The organism is Flavivirga eckloniae (assembly GCF_002886045.1).
In the GTDB taxonomy this organism is placed as follows: domain Bacteria; phylum Bacteroidota; class Bacteroidia; order Flavobacteriales; family Flavobacteriaceae; genus Flavivirga; species Flavivirga eckloniae.
This window is the reverse complement of the sequence record NZ_CP025791.1, coordinates 4,033,506-4,050,971: the sequence shown is the minus strand read 5'-3', so window position 1 is coordinate 4,050,971 and position 17,466 is coordinate 4,033,506. Positions and strand designations below refer to the sequence as shown.

The window sequence follows — 17,466 nt, the reverse complement described above, 5'->3', positions numbered from 1 at the left end:
TTGTTAGAATATTAAAATAATGGAATTACTTTTTTAATTACTTTTCGCGTTATCGTACATGCATCGGTTTGTATCCCCTTTAATATTTAGGCTAAAAGGAAGATTTGGTTAGTAGAATGGTAAAAAAAGAGGGTGCCTAAAAAATAGATTCTTTGTCATTTTAAGTATATAAGAACTACAAAGCATACTTTGTAGTGAATATCGCTAGTACATTAAAAAAACCGCAAAAGTACTAGCATGAATATACTTATCTTAAAATAATGCTTGCTGGGGCGAGCAAGTTTATCTTAATTGTAAATGACATCTTTTAGGCCCCTCCTCTCTCAATATTAAAACATTAAAACTGTTATAATTACTTCTTAACAACTTTACGAACTATTGTAGCTGTATCTGTTTGTAACTTTAATATATAAGTACCCGCAGATAACTGCGATAAATTCATAGTTTTATTATCCATTTGTTTTTGCGACATGACTTCGGCGCCTTGTAAATTGTAAATGTTTACTTGCTCGATTACATCATCTAAATCTATTTTAATATGGGCTATTGTTGGATTGGGCACTATCTTAATTGTATCTGGCGTTATGTCTTGAGTGCTTAAACTGCAATTCTTACCGCCATCTGTAATAACCCAACTAAAATTGGTCTCTAGCCTGTCCCGCTCGTCCTCTCCATTACAATACATACTATCGCCTCCATGAAATGTTACATTGCTTTTTATTAAACGTCTGCTCCAGCCTTTTAACAACGCATCATAATTTTCTGTAGAAAGCTTAACACCCGCAAACATATTTGTCATATTTTCAACTTTTGAAACATCCCAGCCTCCTATATTTTGATTAAAACTTATTGCTCCATTAAACATACCTTCCATTTTGGTAACTTCTGAAACAGAATCCCCCCAACGTGCTATATTTCCATTAAAATCAGTTGCACCACGAAACATATGCTTCATATTAGTAACATTATAAACATACCAACCTCCAATATCCTTATTAAAACTTGTTGCTCCATCAAACATACCTTCCATATTGGTAACACTTGAAACTGAAGCCCCCCATCGCTCTATATTTCCATTAAAACTGGCAGCATTACGAAACATATACTGCATGTTAGTTACATTATAGACGTACCAGTTTCCAATATTTTGATTAAAATTTGTGGCACCTTCAAACATGCCTTCCATATTGAGAACTCTTGAAACCGTACTTTCCCAGGGTGCTATATCTTGATTAAAGCTTGTTGCTCCTCGGAACATGTTCTTCATGGTGGTTACATTAGAAACCCTCCAATTCCCAATGTCCTGGTTAAAAGCAGTTGCTCCATCAAACATGCCTTCCATAGTAGTTACATTACGAACATCTCCTTCCCAAGCCCCAATACTTCCATTAAAACTTCTGGCGTTACGAAACATATACTCCATAGAAGTAACTTCTGAAACATCCCAATCTCCAATATCCTGATTAAAACTTGAGGCGCCATCAAACATACGCTCCATACTCATTCCTACTCTAGATAAATCTGGAGCATCTGTAGCTTTTCCTATTAAGTTTTCACAACCTTGAAAGGCGCCTTCCATAGATAGCCATTGTTCAGTACCCCATTGCTCTATGCTCTGTATTTTTAATCTATTTGCTGGTGTACTGTTACTAAAATCAATTCTAGGGAAATCTCCGGAAATTGTAACCGTATAAGTACCTGCTGTGGCATAGATATGTGTTGCATTACCCGTTTGATTAGTTTCTTCGGGGGTAGTATCACCCCAATCTACAGTATAATTATAACCTGTACCTGGTCCGGTAGTAGGTATAGTTATAGGGTCATTCGCGATTGTAGTTTGCCAAGTGGTAACAAATTGTGCATCGAATAACGAACAGTCCTCATCGCCATCTCTAATACGCCACTCAAAAGTGTCTATAAGCTTTTTTCTAGCTTCTTTCTTTTTACAATAAGTACTTAGTCCTCCGTCAAAAACGACATTTCGTTGTAATGAACGATTGCTCCAACCTTCTAACAAAGCTTCATAATTCTCCATAGACAGTTTAACATTAGAAAACATGCCTCTGGCATTGGTAAGGCTTACAACATTCCAACGTTCAAGGTTCTGATTAAAACTTATTGCTCCTGCAAACATATGATCCATTCTGGTAACATTTGTTACATCCCAACCACCTATATCTTGATTAAATTTGGCTGCCTGATAAAACATATCGTCCATATGCTCAACATTCAAAACTATCCAATTCTTTATATCTCCATTAAAATTTATTGCGGCATAAAACATATTGCTCATATCGGTAACTGCAGCTACGTTCCAATCTAAATCCTGATTAAAGGTAGTAGCAAATCCAAACATGAAACGCATATTTTTAACACTTGAAACATCCCAGTCCCCTATGTCCTGATTAAAGTTTGTTGCTCTTATAAACATACCTCGCATAGTTTGAACACTGGCTACTTTATCGCTCCAATTCCCAATATTTCCATCAAAATCTTCTGCACCACGAAACATAAACGCCATTGTAGTAACCTTCGAAACATCCCAATCACCAATATTCTGATTAAAATCTGAAGCGCCATCAAACATACTCGTCATGCTAGTAACATTTGAAACATCCCAACCTGTTATATCGCCATCAAATTTTGAAGCCCCTTTAAACAGGCTATGCATGCTCTCAACATTAGAAACATCCCAATTACCAATATTCTGATTAAAACTTGAGGCATTTTCAAACATTGTATTCATGTTTCTTACCATAGATAAATTTGGGGCATCTGTAGCTTTGCCCTGCAAATTTGTACAGCCGTTAAAAGCTCCTACCATAGAGGACCACACCTGGCTTCCCCATTGGTCAATACTTTGTATTTTTAATTTATTTTCAGGAGTACTGTTACTAAAAGATATCCTGGGGAAAGTTCCAGTAATTGTAACGGTGTAAGTTCCAGCTACAACATATGTGTGCGTTGCACTTCCTGTAATACCAGTTTCAGGAGGCGTGGTATCTCCCCAATCTACAGTATAATTATAGCCCGTACCACTTGTAGGTATAGTAATTGGTTCATTGGCTGTAGTAGTTTGCCAAGTCGTTTTAAATTGTGCTTGTAATGAGGTGTAGCACAATAGGAGAAGTACCAAAAGTGGTATCTTTTTTATCATTATGATAGATTTAAGGATTAACGAAGGTAAAATTAGCTTAAAAGCCTAATGTTACCATTGATGTACATCAAGAAATTAATTTTTTTTTTGTTGTTATAAAATTTACAACTGCAATAAAAAAATACCGCACTTAACTGTAAGTTAAATGCAGTATTTTTCATCATTTTAATGGATGTTGAAATGACAACCAATTAATCTATATAAACAAAAAACCTGCTTCAAAAATGAAACAGGTTTTTGTTTTTATAATGAGATTCCTGCATACGCAGGAATTATTTGTTATACCAACATAGTTACCGGGTTTTCAATATACCCTTTTAATGTTTGTAAAAACTGTGCTCCAGTGGCGCCATCAACTGTTCTATGGTCACATGCTAAAGTTAACTTCATGGTATTTCCAACAACAATTTGTCCTTCTTTAACAACCGGTTTTTGAACAATGGCTCCTACAGATAGAATAGCTGAATTTGGTTGGTTAATTATTGATGTAAAATAATCAATACCAAACATACCCAAATTAGAAACCGTAAAAGTACTTCCAGACATTTCATCTGGCGTTAACTTTTTGTTTCTTGCTTTACCTGCAAGTTCTTTTACTTCTGCTCCTATTTGTGGTAACGATTGCTCGTTGGCAAATCTAACTACAGGAACTACCAAACCATCTGGAACAGCTACTGCTACACCAATATGTACATGGTTGTTTAAACGCATTTTATCGTCAAACCACTGTGAATTTACCTGAGGATGTTGTTTTAATGCCAAGGCACAGGCCTTTACTACCATATCGTTAAATGATATCTTGGTATCCGGAATCGAGTTAAATTGCTTACGGAATGCTATGGCATTATCCATATCGAACTCTACTGCCAAGTAATAATGTGGTGCTGAGAACTTCGATTTTGTTAACGACTTGGCAATTGCTTTACGCATTTGCGAATTTGCAACCTCATCGAAATCTTCTTGTCCGGTTGGTACAAACTTACCTACTGCTGCTCCTGATTGTGCTGGAACGAAATTCTCGATATCGAATTTTATAATTCGTCCGTTTTCTCCAGAACCTTGAACTTGAGCTAGGTTAATGCCTTTTTCTTCTGCTATCTTTTTTGCTAAAGGCGATGCAAAGATGCGTCCGCCAGATGCTGTTTGAGGTGCTTTTTGCGGCTTAGTAGTCGCACTAGAAGCAGCTACTGCAACTTCCTTTTTAGGAGCTTCTACTTTAGGCGCCTCTTTTTTAGGAGCTTCTTCTGCTTTTGCTGAGCTAGAACCTGCTTTAAAGTTGCCTGCAACTCCAGATACATCGGTTCCTGCTGGACCAATTATAGCCAACAAGTCATCAACTTTTGCCGATTCTCCTTCTTGTAATCCTACATGTAACAATGTACCTGCTTGAAACGACTCAAACTCCATTGTTGCTTTATCTGTTTCTATTTCTGCAAGAATATCACCTTCCTCAACGGTATCTCCTATTTTTTTAAGCCATGTTGCAACTGTTCCTTCTTCCATGGTATCACTTAAACGTGGCATGGTTACAACTATAACACCTTCTGGTAGTTCAGCTTCGCTTGCTGGTTGCTCGCTTGAGGCTTCATCTTGAGCAGGTGCGGCTTCTTCCTTTGCTTCTGCGGGAGCATTACCGCCACCACTTAGTAAACTCGTAATATCTTCACCTTCTTCTCCAATAATAGCTAATAGTTCGTCTACTTTGGTTGTTTCTCCTTCTTGAACTCCAATATGAAGTAAAGTCCCTTCGTTGAAAGATTCGAATTCCATTGTAGCCTTATCGGTTTCTATTTCTGCTAGAATATCACCTTCCTCTATTTTATCTCCTACTTTCTTTAACCAAGCTGCGACAGTTCCTTCTTCCATGGTGTCGCTTAAACGCGGCATATTAATTACTATAGCCATAGCTTATAATTTATGTTGTATAAATGGGTAATCTTCTTGTTCGTATACAGCATCGTACATAACGTTCTTGTCTGGGAATGGTGATTCCTCTGCAAATTTCTCACATTCAGACACTAAATCTTTCACGCGCTTGTCGATTACTTTAATATCATCTTCTGAAGCATATTTCTTTTCAAGAAGAACTTCTTTAACCTGAGTAATCGGGTCTATTTTCTTGTATTCTTCTACCTCATCCTTTGTTCTGTAGTGTTGCGCATCACTCATAGAGTGTCCTCTATAACGGTACGTTTTTAACTCTAAGAATGTTGGTCCACCACCTTTTCTGGCACGTTGAATAGCTTCATCGAATGCTTCCGCTACTTTTACAGGGTTCATCCCGTCTACTGGCCCACAAGGCATTTCGTAACCTAAACCTAATTTCCAGATTTCTTCATGGTTTGCTGTACGTTCAACCGATGTTCCCATGGCATATCCATTGTTTTCACAAACAAAAACAACCGGAAGATTCCAAAGCATTGCTAAATTAAAGGTTTCATGAAGTGACCCTTGTCTTGCAGCTCCATCACCAAAACAACAAAGCGTAACGCCATCTACTTCATGATATTTATCTCCAAAAGCTATACCAGCTCCTAAAGGAATTTGACCTCCTACAATACCATGACCTCCATAAAAACGGTGCTCTTTGGAAAAGATATGCATTGAGCCTCCAAGACCTTGAGACGTCCCAGTAGCTTTACCATATAACTCGGCCATAACACGTCTAGGATCTACACCCATACCAATTGGCTGCACGTGATTCCTGTAGGCAGTAATCATTTTATCTTTAGTCAAATCCATCGCATGTAAAGCTCCTGCTAAAACCGCTTCTTGACCATTATACAAATGGAGAAATCCTCTTACTTTTTGTTGTATATATACAGCTGCCAGTTTATCCTCAAACTTTCTCCAAAACAGCATATCCTCATACCATTTAAGGTACGTTTCTTTAGTGATTTTTTGCATCGACTAGTATTAGGTTTTAATTAAGCAAATACAAAAGTAATACTTTGCTAGTTATTGCAAAAACGTTAGTTCATTAAAGTAAAAAAAATATCAAAAAAAAAACTCTTTATAGGCAAGATTACTTTTTTAATAATTTTTTATGTTGAATGCTGTGTTATTTAAAATTTTTTATGAATTTAAAAATGCTTTTATCAAGATCCTAAAGCACGGTTTTATCAAAAACGAGAGGTAATAGGTTTGCAAGTGAATTGGATCTGGCAACTTTCCCTGTTTCTCCCATAAAATAAATTTCAATTGGGGTTTCCTGTTTTATTTCGTATTCGGCAATGGCTTGCCTACAAGCTCCACAAGGTGGAATAGGTTTTGTTGTTGGGTTGTTTTTTGATCCTGCCGAAATAGCCATTCGGATTATTTTTGCATCTGGATACTGCGAACCTGCATAATAGATGGCTGTACGCTCGGCACACAACCCTGATGGATAGGATGCATTTTCTTGATTGTTACCGGTAATAATTTCACCATTATCCAACAACAGTGCTGCTCCTACAGTGAAATTTGAGTAAGGCGCATAGGCCCTATTACGAGCTTTAAAAGCCTTTTGCATGAGTGGTATTATGTCTGTTGGAAGTGCATCTAAATCTTGATATATATATAATGTGGTTTCTATTTTTATTTCTTTCATATTTAAAGGTAATAAATATTATAAATAAAAAAAGAAGGTGTTTAAAAAGTATTTATAATCCTACTTCTTAAACACCTTCCTTTATATATCTTAAACTAAATACGGTTCTAATTAATATTCATTATACGCATTTTCTCCAATGTTAAACGTTAAAGAGAAACGCAATGTATTTTCTAACGGGCTTTGAACTTTTGATGCCGAAAACAAGTAAGACAAATCTATATTTACAACATTGGCTTTAAAGCCAGCTCCTAGTGCTAAAAACTTTCTAGCCCCTTTATCTTCGCTTTCGTTAAAATAACCCGCTCTAAAAGCAAAAGAGTTTTGATACACGTATTCTGCACCCAAAGACCAGGTAAACTCTTTTAGCTCTTCGCTAAAACCATCTGGAGCATCTCCAAATGACTGGAACATTCCAGATAAAAAACTTACATCCGGATCTTTTCCTTCTACAATTATAGTAGGTTCGTCATTATCTTGGTCTCCATCACTGTCTGTATCAACAAAACCATAAACAGGAGGTGTTGGCACCAATAGTTTTGTTACTTCGCCTGTTATGGCAATTTTATTAAAATCGTCGAATATAAAATCGAATCCAGCTCCTAAACGTAAGTTAGTAGGCTGAAAATTCTCTATACCATCTTCAACATATTTAAATTTTGGTCCTATATTCTGAATAGCAAATCCAGCTCTCCAACGTCCGTTAAAATCGGAATAAGCTTCTTCCTCACTTTGATAGTAACCGGAAATATCCACACCAAAAGTATTTGCAGAACTTGCATCGATATCTGCATTATTTAATTTTAAATCCGATCTCGCATAACGCATAGCTACAGACATTGCAAACCTATCTGATAATTTTAATGCATAAGATGCATCTAAGGTAAGCTCGTTTGGTCTTTCAATTATTGGAGTAAACGCTTGCTGTTGGGCTTGGGCTTCAGAAATAAATTCGATATCTCCCAAAGAAAAATATCTTAAACTTACAGCAAACGCACTACGCTCATCTAAACGGTTAAAATAGGTAAGATTTCCTAAAAAGATATCGTTTACCAATTTACTTAGATAAGGCGTGTAACTAACACCAATTCCTGATTTTGTCTCTGAAAACACATATTTAGACGAATTCCATTGTTGCGAAAAAGCATCAACAGAAGTTGCAACACCCATATCTCCCATACCAGCTGCTCTTGCATCTGGAGCAATTAAAACAAATGGCAATCCTGTGGTTATTGCTCTCCTATCTTGACCTGGTAAAATAACTGTTTCTTGAGCATTTAGTTTTAGTACAAAAACAAATGCTATTGCGATTAATATTTTATTCTTCATGTATTAAATTTAGTTGTAAATATAATTTTTATTTTAAAACTCGTCAGTTTTTATCTGCAACTTGTTTAGCTTTTGCGTTACAAATCGTCGAATAGCACTATAAGATGACCAGTTTTTCAATTTTTTCTACTTTTTTATTTAATAGATTAGAGTGTACTGTAAGTTTATAAATATAGACCCCTTTTCCTATTTTATCTCCAAAATCGTCTCTTCCGTCCCAAACAAGATCTCTAGATAACGAACTTGTTGTTTTTATACCCCCTGTTGTTACACCATTAATCGTTCTCACTAGTTTTCCTGAAACAGTGAATATCTGTATAGAAACGTCTAAAGGTTCCGAACTATTGTGATTGAACCAAAATTCTGTGTAATTTACAAAGGGATTAGGGTAATTAAGTACATTATTAATTACCAAATCCTGATCTTTATCGAATACAACAAATTGAATTTCAGAAGTCGAGGAATTGTTATACACATCCCAGGCTTTTAAGGTTAAAGTATGCAATCCGGGCTCTAAATCCCTAAGAGGAAAGCTCACAACTCCTTTTTGATAATCGTCTATTTCTGTTTGGTAATAATCATTTAGTACTATTGGGTTTGTTTCGTCTCCATCTATTATAGCTACTATATCGTGCCCTATACCACTAGCCGTATTAATACCATTAGTATCTTCCAGTTTAGCCAATAATGTAGGTGATTCGTTTGTTATACCCCCCGATACAAAGTTCTCATCATTCATATAAAGGGTGATAACCGGACCTATATTATCCTCGGCGGCATTTTCATTTAATCCTCCTATTCTAACTGTATTAACGCTTGCTCCTGACTGATCTTCGGTTAATGCTTCATTTCTTGAATAAAAACTTACTTTACCAAACCCTACCGGAATACCAATATCTTTCGGCACTACAAAATCAAACTCAAATCGACCGTCTTTTACAGAGGCCTGACCTCTAAATATAATTTCTCCTAGTGTTTCGAAATTTAATCTTACCGTTTGCCCATTATCTGTAATACCATCATTAGCCAAGGTTTGTTTGCTTATGGCCTTATCATATATAGTTGTTGACAATACACCATTATAATTTGGGATTAAATTCCCGGAAACATCTACCACCTCCCCAGCCAATTTTACATGACTTAGTGCTTTTAATGTATCTGTAGCTTGGGCAATTGGTACATCGTTAATTTCTGTTAATCGAATATTAGGTTTAGGGAATGCTAATTTCATAGCAGGGTCTCCTATATAGAATATTAAACGCTTTTGTATATTCCCTGCAACGACAGGGTCGTTTTTTGCCAGCCTTAATGCTTCGGCTACAGAAGGATATTCATGGTCTGCGTAAGTATCGTTATCGCTATAAGAAAACAGGTATTGACCAAACTCTCTATTAAAATTAATTCCAAAATTCACAAATACTTGCCTCGTAGTTGTAACCAATCCAACGGCTCCGGCTTGCTTATTCCAAAATGTGAATTCGCCAGCAGTATCCCTAAATGGGTTATCAAACTTGGTAAATTCACAAGTTACCGTTACAAAACAATTAAGTTTGCAAAAATTTCGAAAGTTATTAATATCTGGTTTTGTTAATATACGCTCTCCTGCCAAACCATCTTCTCCACCATGACCAAAATAATTTACCACCAAAGCACCATTATCAACAGAATTGGCTATTTCGGTAGTAACCTCAGGGTACCTATCCCCTCCAGCAGAGGTTTCTTGCTTGAACGCATCAGAGTGTATCTTTATCGTATTAATAAATGGCTTTTCTTGGGTTACTCTGTTTCCAATTAGATCTGTAGTTTCTTGTAAATCTGTTGGTATTTTTTCGTCCGGATCATCAGATATAACAACAAAATTATTACGCCAGCTTCCAAAAGCTTCCTTTACATAATAGGATTCCATTTTATCGACCATTTCTTTAGCGCGTTGTGGAGTATCCACCAACATTCTACCAACAGCAATATCCAACCTATCGCTAGTTCCCATAGTACCTTCGTTGGTATCCATCATACCATAAAAGTCATCTGAAATAAAAGACCCCGTTAAGTCTAAACTATTATACGAATGCCACGAAGGCACAATATTAGTATTATTACGTATTCTGTCTTTATAATCATAAGAGCCATCACCAAATAAACACACATATTTTATTCTATTCTCTGGTGCGCTTGCATTATCGTAAACGTATTTAATCAAATTTCTAATAGCGCCTATATCTTGATTACCCGAGCTAAATTCATTGTAAATTTCTTCCAGCCCCAAGACTTTTACATTCAAATTATATTGCGTCCTATTTATTTGTGCTAAACGTTCTGCTTCACTAATCATATCATTGCGTGATACAATAATATAATCTACATCTTGAAACGCTCCTTGACTATTTTGAAAAATAGTTCCTTTTATATCCTGATTATTAATCGAGGTTCTAGAATCTGATTTTGGCTGTAGGTAATCTGTTGGTGTAAGTGCTACATAGGTTCTTAAACTCCCCAATGTCGATGTAAAACTAAGAGTTGAAGTTCCATCTGTATTCACGAAGTTAGACACATTATACATATCGGTTACATCCCAAACTTCTGAAATTTCTGTTGCATTAGTAATATTATATTGCCCTATTCCCGAAGCCGATGCAACGGCACTGTTTTTAAACTGAAACTGTTTATCATTAAAATTTAATGCGCGTATGGCTTCTATCGATATATAATCCAGATGTCCTAACGTACTTGGGTTTCCGCGATGATCGAAAGTAAGTCCTACCTCTACTTCTGAACTGCTTACATTAACGTTACCAATATGTTCCCCTGCTATTGCCAAAGTAGTTTTTGACACCCCAGACAGACTTAATGTTCTAACTGGGCTTCCGTTTACCGTAATCTCCATAGTACTTTGGGTTGCTCCAGCCGCTACTACAAAAACCTTAAGTCTTATGGGTTCTGTTGTAATAAGACCTGGAAAGTCAAACTTAAAAGTTTGGTGACTATCCACGCTAAACCCGTCTCCTAACCAACGTCTTCCTAAAGAAGCAATATTAAACTTATCTATTTCATAAAATTGATAGTCTTCAAATGTATCAATAACCATATTAACGGCTCCCTGTGGCTGAGCGAATTGTTGAATACGTTTGCCCGCCCCTCCACTTACATTAATATAATAATAGGTCTTATCGGTATAACAGTTAATATTGGTATTACTCTCTGCGTTAAATCCTTTTGGTCCTTGGGCATAAAACAATATATAATCTCCATTATCGAAAACACCATCTTCTTCTCCAACAAATTTTATGGCATTCTCCGGAACATCAAAAGGATAAGCTACGGCATTAGAATAGGGAATCATACTCCCGCCATGTCCATATAACTTAATATTTCTAGGATCTACATTATTTACATCTACTCCTAAACTTTGCAAAAAGTTTTTCGACAATCTAAAAACACCTGTCTCATCTACATAAAACCGATACCAATCTCCTGTGCCCAATACAGAATTACTAATAGCCTTAGATGTTTTAAAACCTTTATTCAATGAAGACACTCTACGAGCACTTGCACCATGTTTATAGTTAATCTGAAATGAAACCACCTTTTTATAACTATCTCCAGAATCCTTAATTATTGGTGAAAGGCTTAAGGATGCATATTGCTTGTCTCTAGCTATGGAATTTTTTAAACTATATTTTAATTCTCCATGAATCTTATTTATATCTAAATCCTTTAAGTTGGTTTTAGATATGGGAGCATAAGTAACATGACTAATCGTTATGGAAGATTCATTTATTAATTGATTGGTTTCCCATTGATCTACAAATAGCAGTCCCTGTATAGGGCCATAAACAAAGTTTTCACTATTAAACGAAGGTACTTCAATGGTATAACTTCCAACAGAGATTGATTTAGAACCATCCCAAAGAATCGTGTATTTTTTTTGCTGCCCAAACGCAACTAATGTGCACGCAGTAAAAAATAAAAATAAAATTTTCTCTTTCATCAATTAAAACAACGCAGTTAAAGTCCTGATATTATTGTAAAAAAACAACAAATTTAAAAACTACATCAAAAATACAATAATAAATTAGTTAATCATGCGTTAATACTAACACAAAACAATGGTCAAAAAAGCCAAAATCATCGTTGTAACGTCAAAAAAATAGGGTGAAATACACTTTTTTTTGGTTAAAATGTAGAAAATGGCTTGCGTTATTAGGTTTAATTCTTATATTGCAGCACCAAAAATAATATTAGCTTACTTAAAAGTATGGATATGAAAAAAGTAGTAGCATTTAAGGTTTTATTGGTTTTAGCATTAACTATGGCTTCAACTGGTTGTAAAAAATCTTCAAGTTCAAAAAACAGTTCTAGAGCTACAGGTTGGCAGATTAACTCCAGAGAAGGAGGTTTTCAGTACAATACAGATTTCAGAGAACAAGAAACATCTCCTGGATTAGTTTTTATTGAAGGAGGAACTTTCACAAAAGGACGTGTTCAAGATGATGTGATGCACGACTGGAACAATAGCCCTAGTCAGCAACACGTACAGTCTTTTTACATGGACGAAACAGAGGTAACCAATGCTATGTACATGGAGTATTTAGATTGGATTAAAAGGGTTTACCCACCTGCTGAAGAAAATTTTAGAGCAATCTACCATGGAGCCTTACCAGATACTTTAGTTTGGAGAAACCGATTAGGTTTTAATGAGGTTATGACTGACAATTATTTGCGTCACCCAGGTTATGGAGAATATCCTGTTGTTGGTGTAAGTTGGATTCAAGCTGTTGAATTTTCAAATTGGAGATCAGATCGTGTTAACGAATATAACCTGGAAAGAGCAGGTTATTTAAAGCGTGATGCTAAAATTTTGGATGTTAATGCTGAATCTACATTTAGTACAGACACTTATATTAATGCACCTTCTTTAACATATGGAGGTAATGAAGAGGTTATAAACCCTGATGCAGGAAGAAGAAGAAATGTACAAACCGATGCAGATGGTAACGAATCTGGAATTTACGCTACTCGTGAAACAGGAATTATTTCACCAAAATATAGACTACCAACTGAAACTGAGTGGGAATATGCCGCTTTAGGATTAAGTGAAATTAGAGATTATAACTTATACCGTGGACGTAAAAAATATCCATGGGATGGACAATATACACGTTCTGACAAACGTAAAATACGTGGTGACCAATTAGCTAACTTTAAGCAAGGAAAAGGTGATTACGGTGGAATTGCGGGTTGGTCTGACGATGGTGCAGATATTACCAATGCTGTTAAATCTTACGAACCTAACGACTTTGGTTTATACGATATGGCAGGTAACGTTGCCGAATGGGTTGCTGATGTTTACAGACCTATTATTGACGATGAGTTTAACGACTTTAACTACTACCGTGGTAATGTTTATACCAAAAACGCTTTAAATGATGATGGAACTGTAAAGATTATTACTTCTGAAGACATTATTTATGACACGTTACCAACTGGAAAAGTAATAGCCAGAAACTTACCTGGTGAAATAGCTCAAGTACCTATTGATGAAAACGAAACATATTTACGTACTAACTTTGATAGAAGTGATGAGATAAACTTTAGAGATGGTGATACACGTTCTTCTCGTTATTATGATAATTTTGACGACGACGAAGGTTTAACCGCTGAAGGCAAAAAGAAAAATGATACCAGAAAAATGTACAATTCGCCACAGCACCGTATTACTAGAGATTCTTTAGGAAACATAATTAGAGAGTACGATAAACGTAACACCAGAACATCTTTAATTAACGATCACGTTAGAGTTTACAAAGGTGGATCTTGGAAAGACAGAGAATACTGGTTAGACCCAGCACAAAGACGTTACTTCCCACAAGATATGGCAACCGATTACATCGGATTTAGATGTGCAATGTCTCGTGTAGGTGCGAAATCTAAAAGCAAAACAAAAACCAAGAATTAATTTCGATTAATTATAATATTATTAAAAGTCCTAGCAAATGTTAGGACTTTTTTTATACATTTATTTTTCTAACTTAAAAAGAATTCTAACCGTTGAAAATAGAACAGTTACATGAGCTTTTCTTGCAATGCAATTCGGTAAGCACCGACACAAGAAAAATTGAAAAAAACGACATTTTTTTTGCCCTTAAAGGCGACAATTTTAATGGAAACGCATATGCCGATCAAGCTTTAAAAAGCGGTGCTAAATATGCCGTTGTAGATGAAAACGAATTTAACACCTCCCCTAATACTATTTTAGTAAAACATGTTCTTGCAACCTTGCAAGAATTAGCTTCCTACCATAGGGCCTATTTAAATATACCCATTGTAGCACTTACAGGTAGCAATGGTAAAACAACAACCAAAGAGTTAATTAACGCCACACTATCTCAAAAATATAAAACCACGGCTACTATTGGTAATTTAAATAACCACATTGGAGTACCCTTGACATTGCTCTCTATGTCTAAAAACACAGAAATTGGGATTGTAGAGATGGGTGCCAACCACCAAAAAGAAATTGAATTTCTGTGCAATATAGCTAAACCAGACTATGGTTATATTACCAACTTTGGCAAAGCCCATTTAGAAGGGTTTGGCGGCGTTGAAGGTGTAATTAAAGGGAAAAGTGAAATGTTCGACTTTCTTATTAAAAACAACAAAGTTGTTTTTGTAAACGGAAACGATGCCATACAAATGGAAAAAACGAAACATGCCAATCGGGTTGTATTTTGTAATGGCCATCTTGATTGCGATGTGAATATTGGGTTTATTGAAGCACTGCCTTTTGTAAAATCCAAGTACAACAATTTAGAAATAAAGAGCCAGCTTATTGGCGATTATAATTTTAACAACATAGCTGCTGCCATTGCCATTGGCAACTATTTTAAAGTTGATGATAAGGTTATAAAAACCGCTATAGAAACCTACACTCCAACTAATAACCGTTCGCAAATTATACAAAAAGGCACTAACACTATTATTTTAGATGCTTATAATGCCAACCCCACAAGTATGCGTGCTGCTTTATTAAATTTTGAAAAACAACAAACAAATACTAACAAAATAGCCTTTCTTGGAGATATGTTCGAACTGGGAACCGATGCCAGCAAAGAGCATCAAAACATTACAGGCCTGGCTACATCTTTAAATATAGATCAAGTAATATTTATAGGCGAAAACTTTTTTAAAGCAGAAGCAAAGTCAAATACAACCGAACAGTTTAAATCTTTTGATGATTTTAAAGATTGGTTTAATGGTTCTAGAATAGAAAACACATCAATACTCATTAAAGGCTCCAGAGGCATGGCTCTAGAGCGAGTTTTAGAGTTAATTCAATAACAGGGAGAATACAAGTATTAAGTATACTAGTCTTTATTGTTCATTTGATTTTTCAAATCGGCAACCAACTTCTCCATTTTGTCCACAATCTGCTCTTTGGTTAACGGTATTTTGTAGGGAGTCTCACCTTCATGTACCAGTCCGTTACTTAAATCGTCATCTCTTAACAACCAATTTAAATCGGCATCAGGAAATTCCTCAATTATATTATACAGGAAATCTATTGATATTTTCTTACCATTAACATATTGAGATAACTGAGTATAATTCATGCCAAACTTATCAGATAAATCTTTATTTTTACTATACTTCGTTTTTATTAATTGCTGTAGTTTTTCCTTAAACTCCATATTTAGAATAATTATAAATTATACCAATGAGTAAAATATTTTTTATTTATTTAACTATTTGTATATTTTTGTATGTAAATTCATTCAAATCATAACAAATATACACAAGCTATGACAAATTTAAACAAATTATATGCATTATATGACATAAGCAATTCCAAAGAACAAGAGGCTCTCAAAGATTTACTAGCAAATCACCTCCCAAAAGAATATACCCAGAAGGTTATAAACAAGCTAAAGAAAAGCGGTCTTAAGATTGATTCACAAACAGTTAGGAATACTAAAGCTGGTATTAGCAAAAATATATTAGTCTTTAATGCCATTATCGAAATAGCCAAAGAATACAAAACACTATCAGATCGCTTAAAAAGGAATCTTAAAAAATAGTTGTCAAATAGCCAACTGCCTTGGTATACAATCTCGTCATAGCTTGTAATACACAAACCTTCATTTAAAACTCCTTAAAATAACAAGAATAAACTCCAAAAACCATATCTATTACAATGGCTGTAAACAAAAAGTATCATAAAAAAATAGAGGAAGGTTTTAAAGACATCTTTAAAACCGAAACTCAAAAAGGAACTTTCGACGGTTTAATAACGATCGTAAAAGAACCCTTGGTTAAACATCAAATTATTCAATTAGCAAAACTTTGTGAAGAAGTGCCGGTTAGTGTTACTCTTAAAAACACATCCAACGGTGTTTTTATCGAGTTTTGGTAAATTCAAAACATTCGTTTGATTGTGAGCAATCAAAATTGACTATTTAGTTGTATTGGGGGAAAATAGTCAAAATGAGGCTGGTTAAAAAGTTTACGAATTGTCATTTTTATTAGAATCGAAAATCTCAACATCCTAATAAACAAATGTTTTTAATAAACTTTCTTTCTATTCGCAGTGGCACTTTTTAACCGGCCTCATTATTTTCAAAAACTTATACCGCTCCCATATAAATAGACACCATGCTAATAGTATTAATTAAACCATGCACAATACAATTTAGCCATAAGCTTCTTTTACCATTAAGAATAAAGATAATTCCTAAAAGCAGTCCCACAACACCTGTTTGTACTATACCAACTGGTCCTTGATAAAAATGAAGTAATCCAAATGCTGTAGAGCTTATTAATAGGCTTATAACCCAAGATAACCTAGTACCCCCCAAAAGAACAGCTATTTGTGTCATTATATATCCCCTCCATATAAGCTCTTCTGCAAACCCTGCCAATACCCAAGCACTAATAATACTTAATATAAGTAATCCTATATTTTCTTTTATTGCACTAAATCGGCTAATATCTTTTGTTTCTGGAGGAAACAACTCAAATATTAAAGGATTAATTAATAGCAGTACAATAGCCATCAATGCAATGGTTAACACAAACCCTAAACCAATCGTTTTTAACCACGATTTAGGTTTAGATAGCCCTAGCTCATCCAAAGTGCTTTTTCTAAACCCATGTATAACCAACATTAAAACAGCTGTAACAATATACCCTATTTGTCCAAACGCAATCAACCCTCCTAAAAGGAAAATAGACGCAATAATTAAAGGTTTATTATTTCTAAAAAGTAATTGTATTTCTGTAGTGAAAATTTTTGTAGTATTCATAATGTTCGTTTTTAACTATATTAATGTTATACAAACATAATCTTGAATACTATAGTAATCGTCCTAGCGGATACGCACAGTCAGATACGCTA

12 protein-coding genes are annotated in these 17,466 nt (G+C 35.1%); 4 read left to right on the top strand and 8 right to left on the bottom strand.

Annotated elements, in window-relative coordinates; genetic code table 11:
* Window positions 1-352: 352 nt before the first annotated feature.
* The 6 genes from C1H87_RS16760 to porU all read right to left on the bottom strand — a co-directional run bounded on the left by C1H87_RS16760 (window position 353) and on the right by porU (window position 12,063).
* On the bottom strand, window positions 353-3,157 hold the full coding sequence (locus C1H87_RS16760; RefSeq protein ID WP_102756918.1) for a BspA family leucine-rich repeat surface protein: 2,805 nt from the start codon (window positions 3,155-3,157) through the stop codon (window positions 353-355).
* A gap of 279 nt (window positions 3,158-3,436) precedes the next feature.
* Window positions 3,437-5,062, bottom strand: coding sequence for a pyruvate dehydrogenase complex dihydrolipoamide acetyltransferase (locus tag C1H87_RS16755; protein ID WP_102756917.1), 1,626 nt, complete (start codon window positions 5,060-5,062; stop codon window positions 3,437-3,439).
* A gap of 3 nt (window positions 5,063-5,065) precedes the next feature.
* Window positions 5,066-6,064, bottom strand: coding sequence for a pyruvate dehydrogenase (acetyl-transferring) E1 component subunit alpha (pdhA, locus tag C1H87_RS16750; RefSeq protein ID WP_102756916.1), 999 nt, complete (start codon window positions 6,062-6,064; stop codon window positions 5,066-5,068).
* A 199-nt stretch (window positions 6,065-6,263) separates the two neighbouring features.
* Window positions 6,264-6,746, bottom strand: a complete 483-nt coding sequence (gene cdd, locus C1H87_RS16745; RefSeq protein WP_102756915.1) for a cytidine deaminase — start codon at window positions 6,744-6,746, stop codon at window positions 6,264-6,266.
* A gap of 111 nt (window positions 6,747-6,857) precedes the next feature.
* A complete protein-coding gene (gene porV / locus C1H87_RS16740) occupies window positions 6,858-8,075 on the bottom strand; it encodes a type IX secretion system outer membrane channel protein PorV (RefSeq protein ID WP_102756914.1) in 1,218 nt (405 codons plus the stop codon).
* Window positions 8,076-8,172: 97 nt separating this feature from the next.
* A complete protein-coding gene (gene porU, locus C1H87_RS16735) occupies window positions 8,173-12,063 on the bottom strand; it encodes a type IX secretion system sortase PorU (RefSeq protein WP_102756913.1) in 3,891 nt (1,296 codons plus the stop codon).
* A 267-nt stretch (window positions 12,064-12,330) separates the two neighbouring features.
* On the opposite strand from porU, the gene gldJ reads away from it, so the two are divergent.
* Window positions 12,331-14,031: a gliding motility lipoprotein GldJ gene (gene gldJ, locus C1H87_RS16730; RefSeq protein WP_199769302.1), complete on the top strand. Its 1,701-nt coding sequence runs from the start codon at window positions 12,331-12,333 to the stop codon at window positions 14,029-14,031.
* 92 nt (window positions 14,032-14,123) lie between these two features.
* A complete protein-coding gene (locus C1H87_RS16725; protein WP_102756912.1) occupies window positions 14,124-15,413 on the top strand; it encodes a UDP-N-acetylmuramoyl-tripeptide--D-alanyl-D-alanine ligase in 1,290 nt (429 codons plus the stop codon).
* A 26-nt stretch (window positions 15,414-15,439) separates the two neighbouring features.
* On the opposite strand, the gene C1H87_RS16720 is transcribed toward C1H87_RS16725, so the two are convergent.
* Entirely contained in the window at window positions 15,440-15,763 is a 324-nt protein-coding gene (locus C1H87_RS16720) for a helix-turn-helix domain-containing protein (protein ID WP_102756911.1), read from the bottom strand.
* 111 nt (window positions 15,764-15,874) lie between these two features.
* Here C1H87_RS16720 and C1H87_RS16715 point away from each other — a divergent pair, with 111 nt between their 5' ends.
* Both C1H87_RS16715 and C1H87_RS16710 read left to right on the top strand, forming a co-directional pair.
* Window positions 15,875-16,150 (top strand): hypothetical protein, encoded by a 276-nt coding sequence (locus tag C1H87_RS16715; protein WP_102756910.1) that lies wholly within the window; start codon window positions 15,875-15,877, stop codon window positions 16,148-16,150.
* Window positions 16,151-16,266: 116 nt separating this feature from the next.
* Window positions 16,267-16,485, top strand: coding sequence for a hypothetical protein (locus C1H87_RS16710; RefSeq protein WP_102756909.1), 219 nt, complete (start codon window positions 16,267-16,269; stop codon window positions 16,483-16,485).
* A gap of 211 nt (window positions 16,486-16,696) precedes the next feature.
* Here C1H87_RS16710 and C1H87_RS16705 read toward each other — a convergent pair whose 3' ends face one another.
* Window positions 16,697-17,374 carry a CPBP family intramembrane glutamic endopeptidase gene (locus C1H87_RS16705; protein WP_102756908.1) on the bottom strand — a complete coding sequence of 226 codons (678 nt, stop codon included), beginning with the start codon at window positions 17,372-17,374 and terminating at the stop codon, window positions 16,697-16,699.
* Window positions 17,375-17,466: the final 92 nt, after the last annotated feature.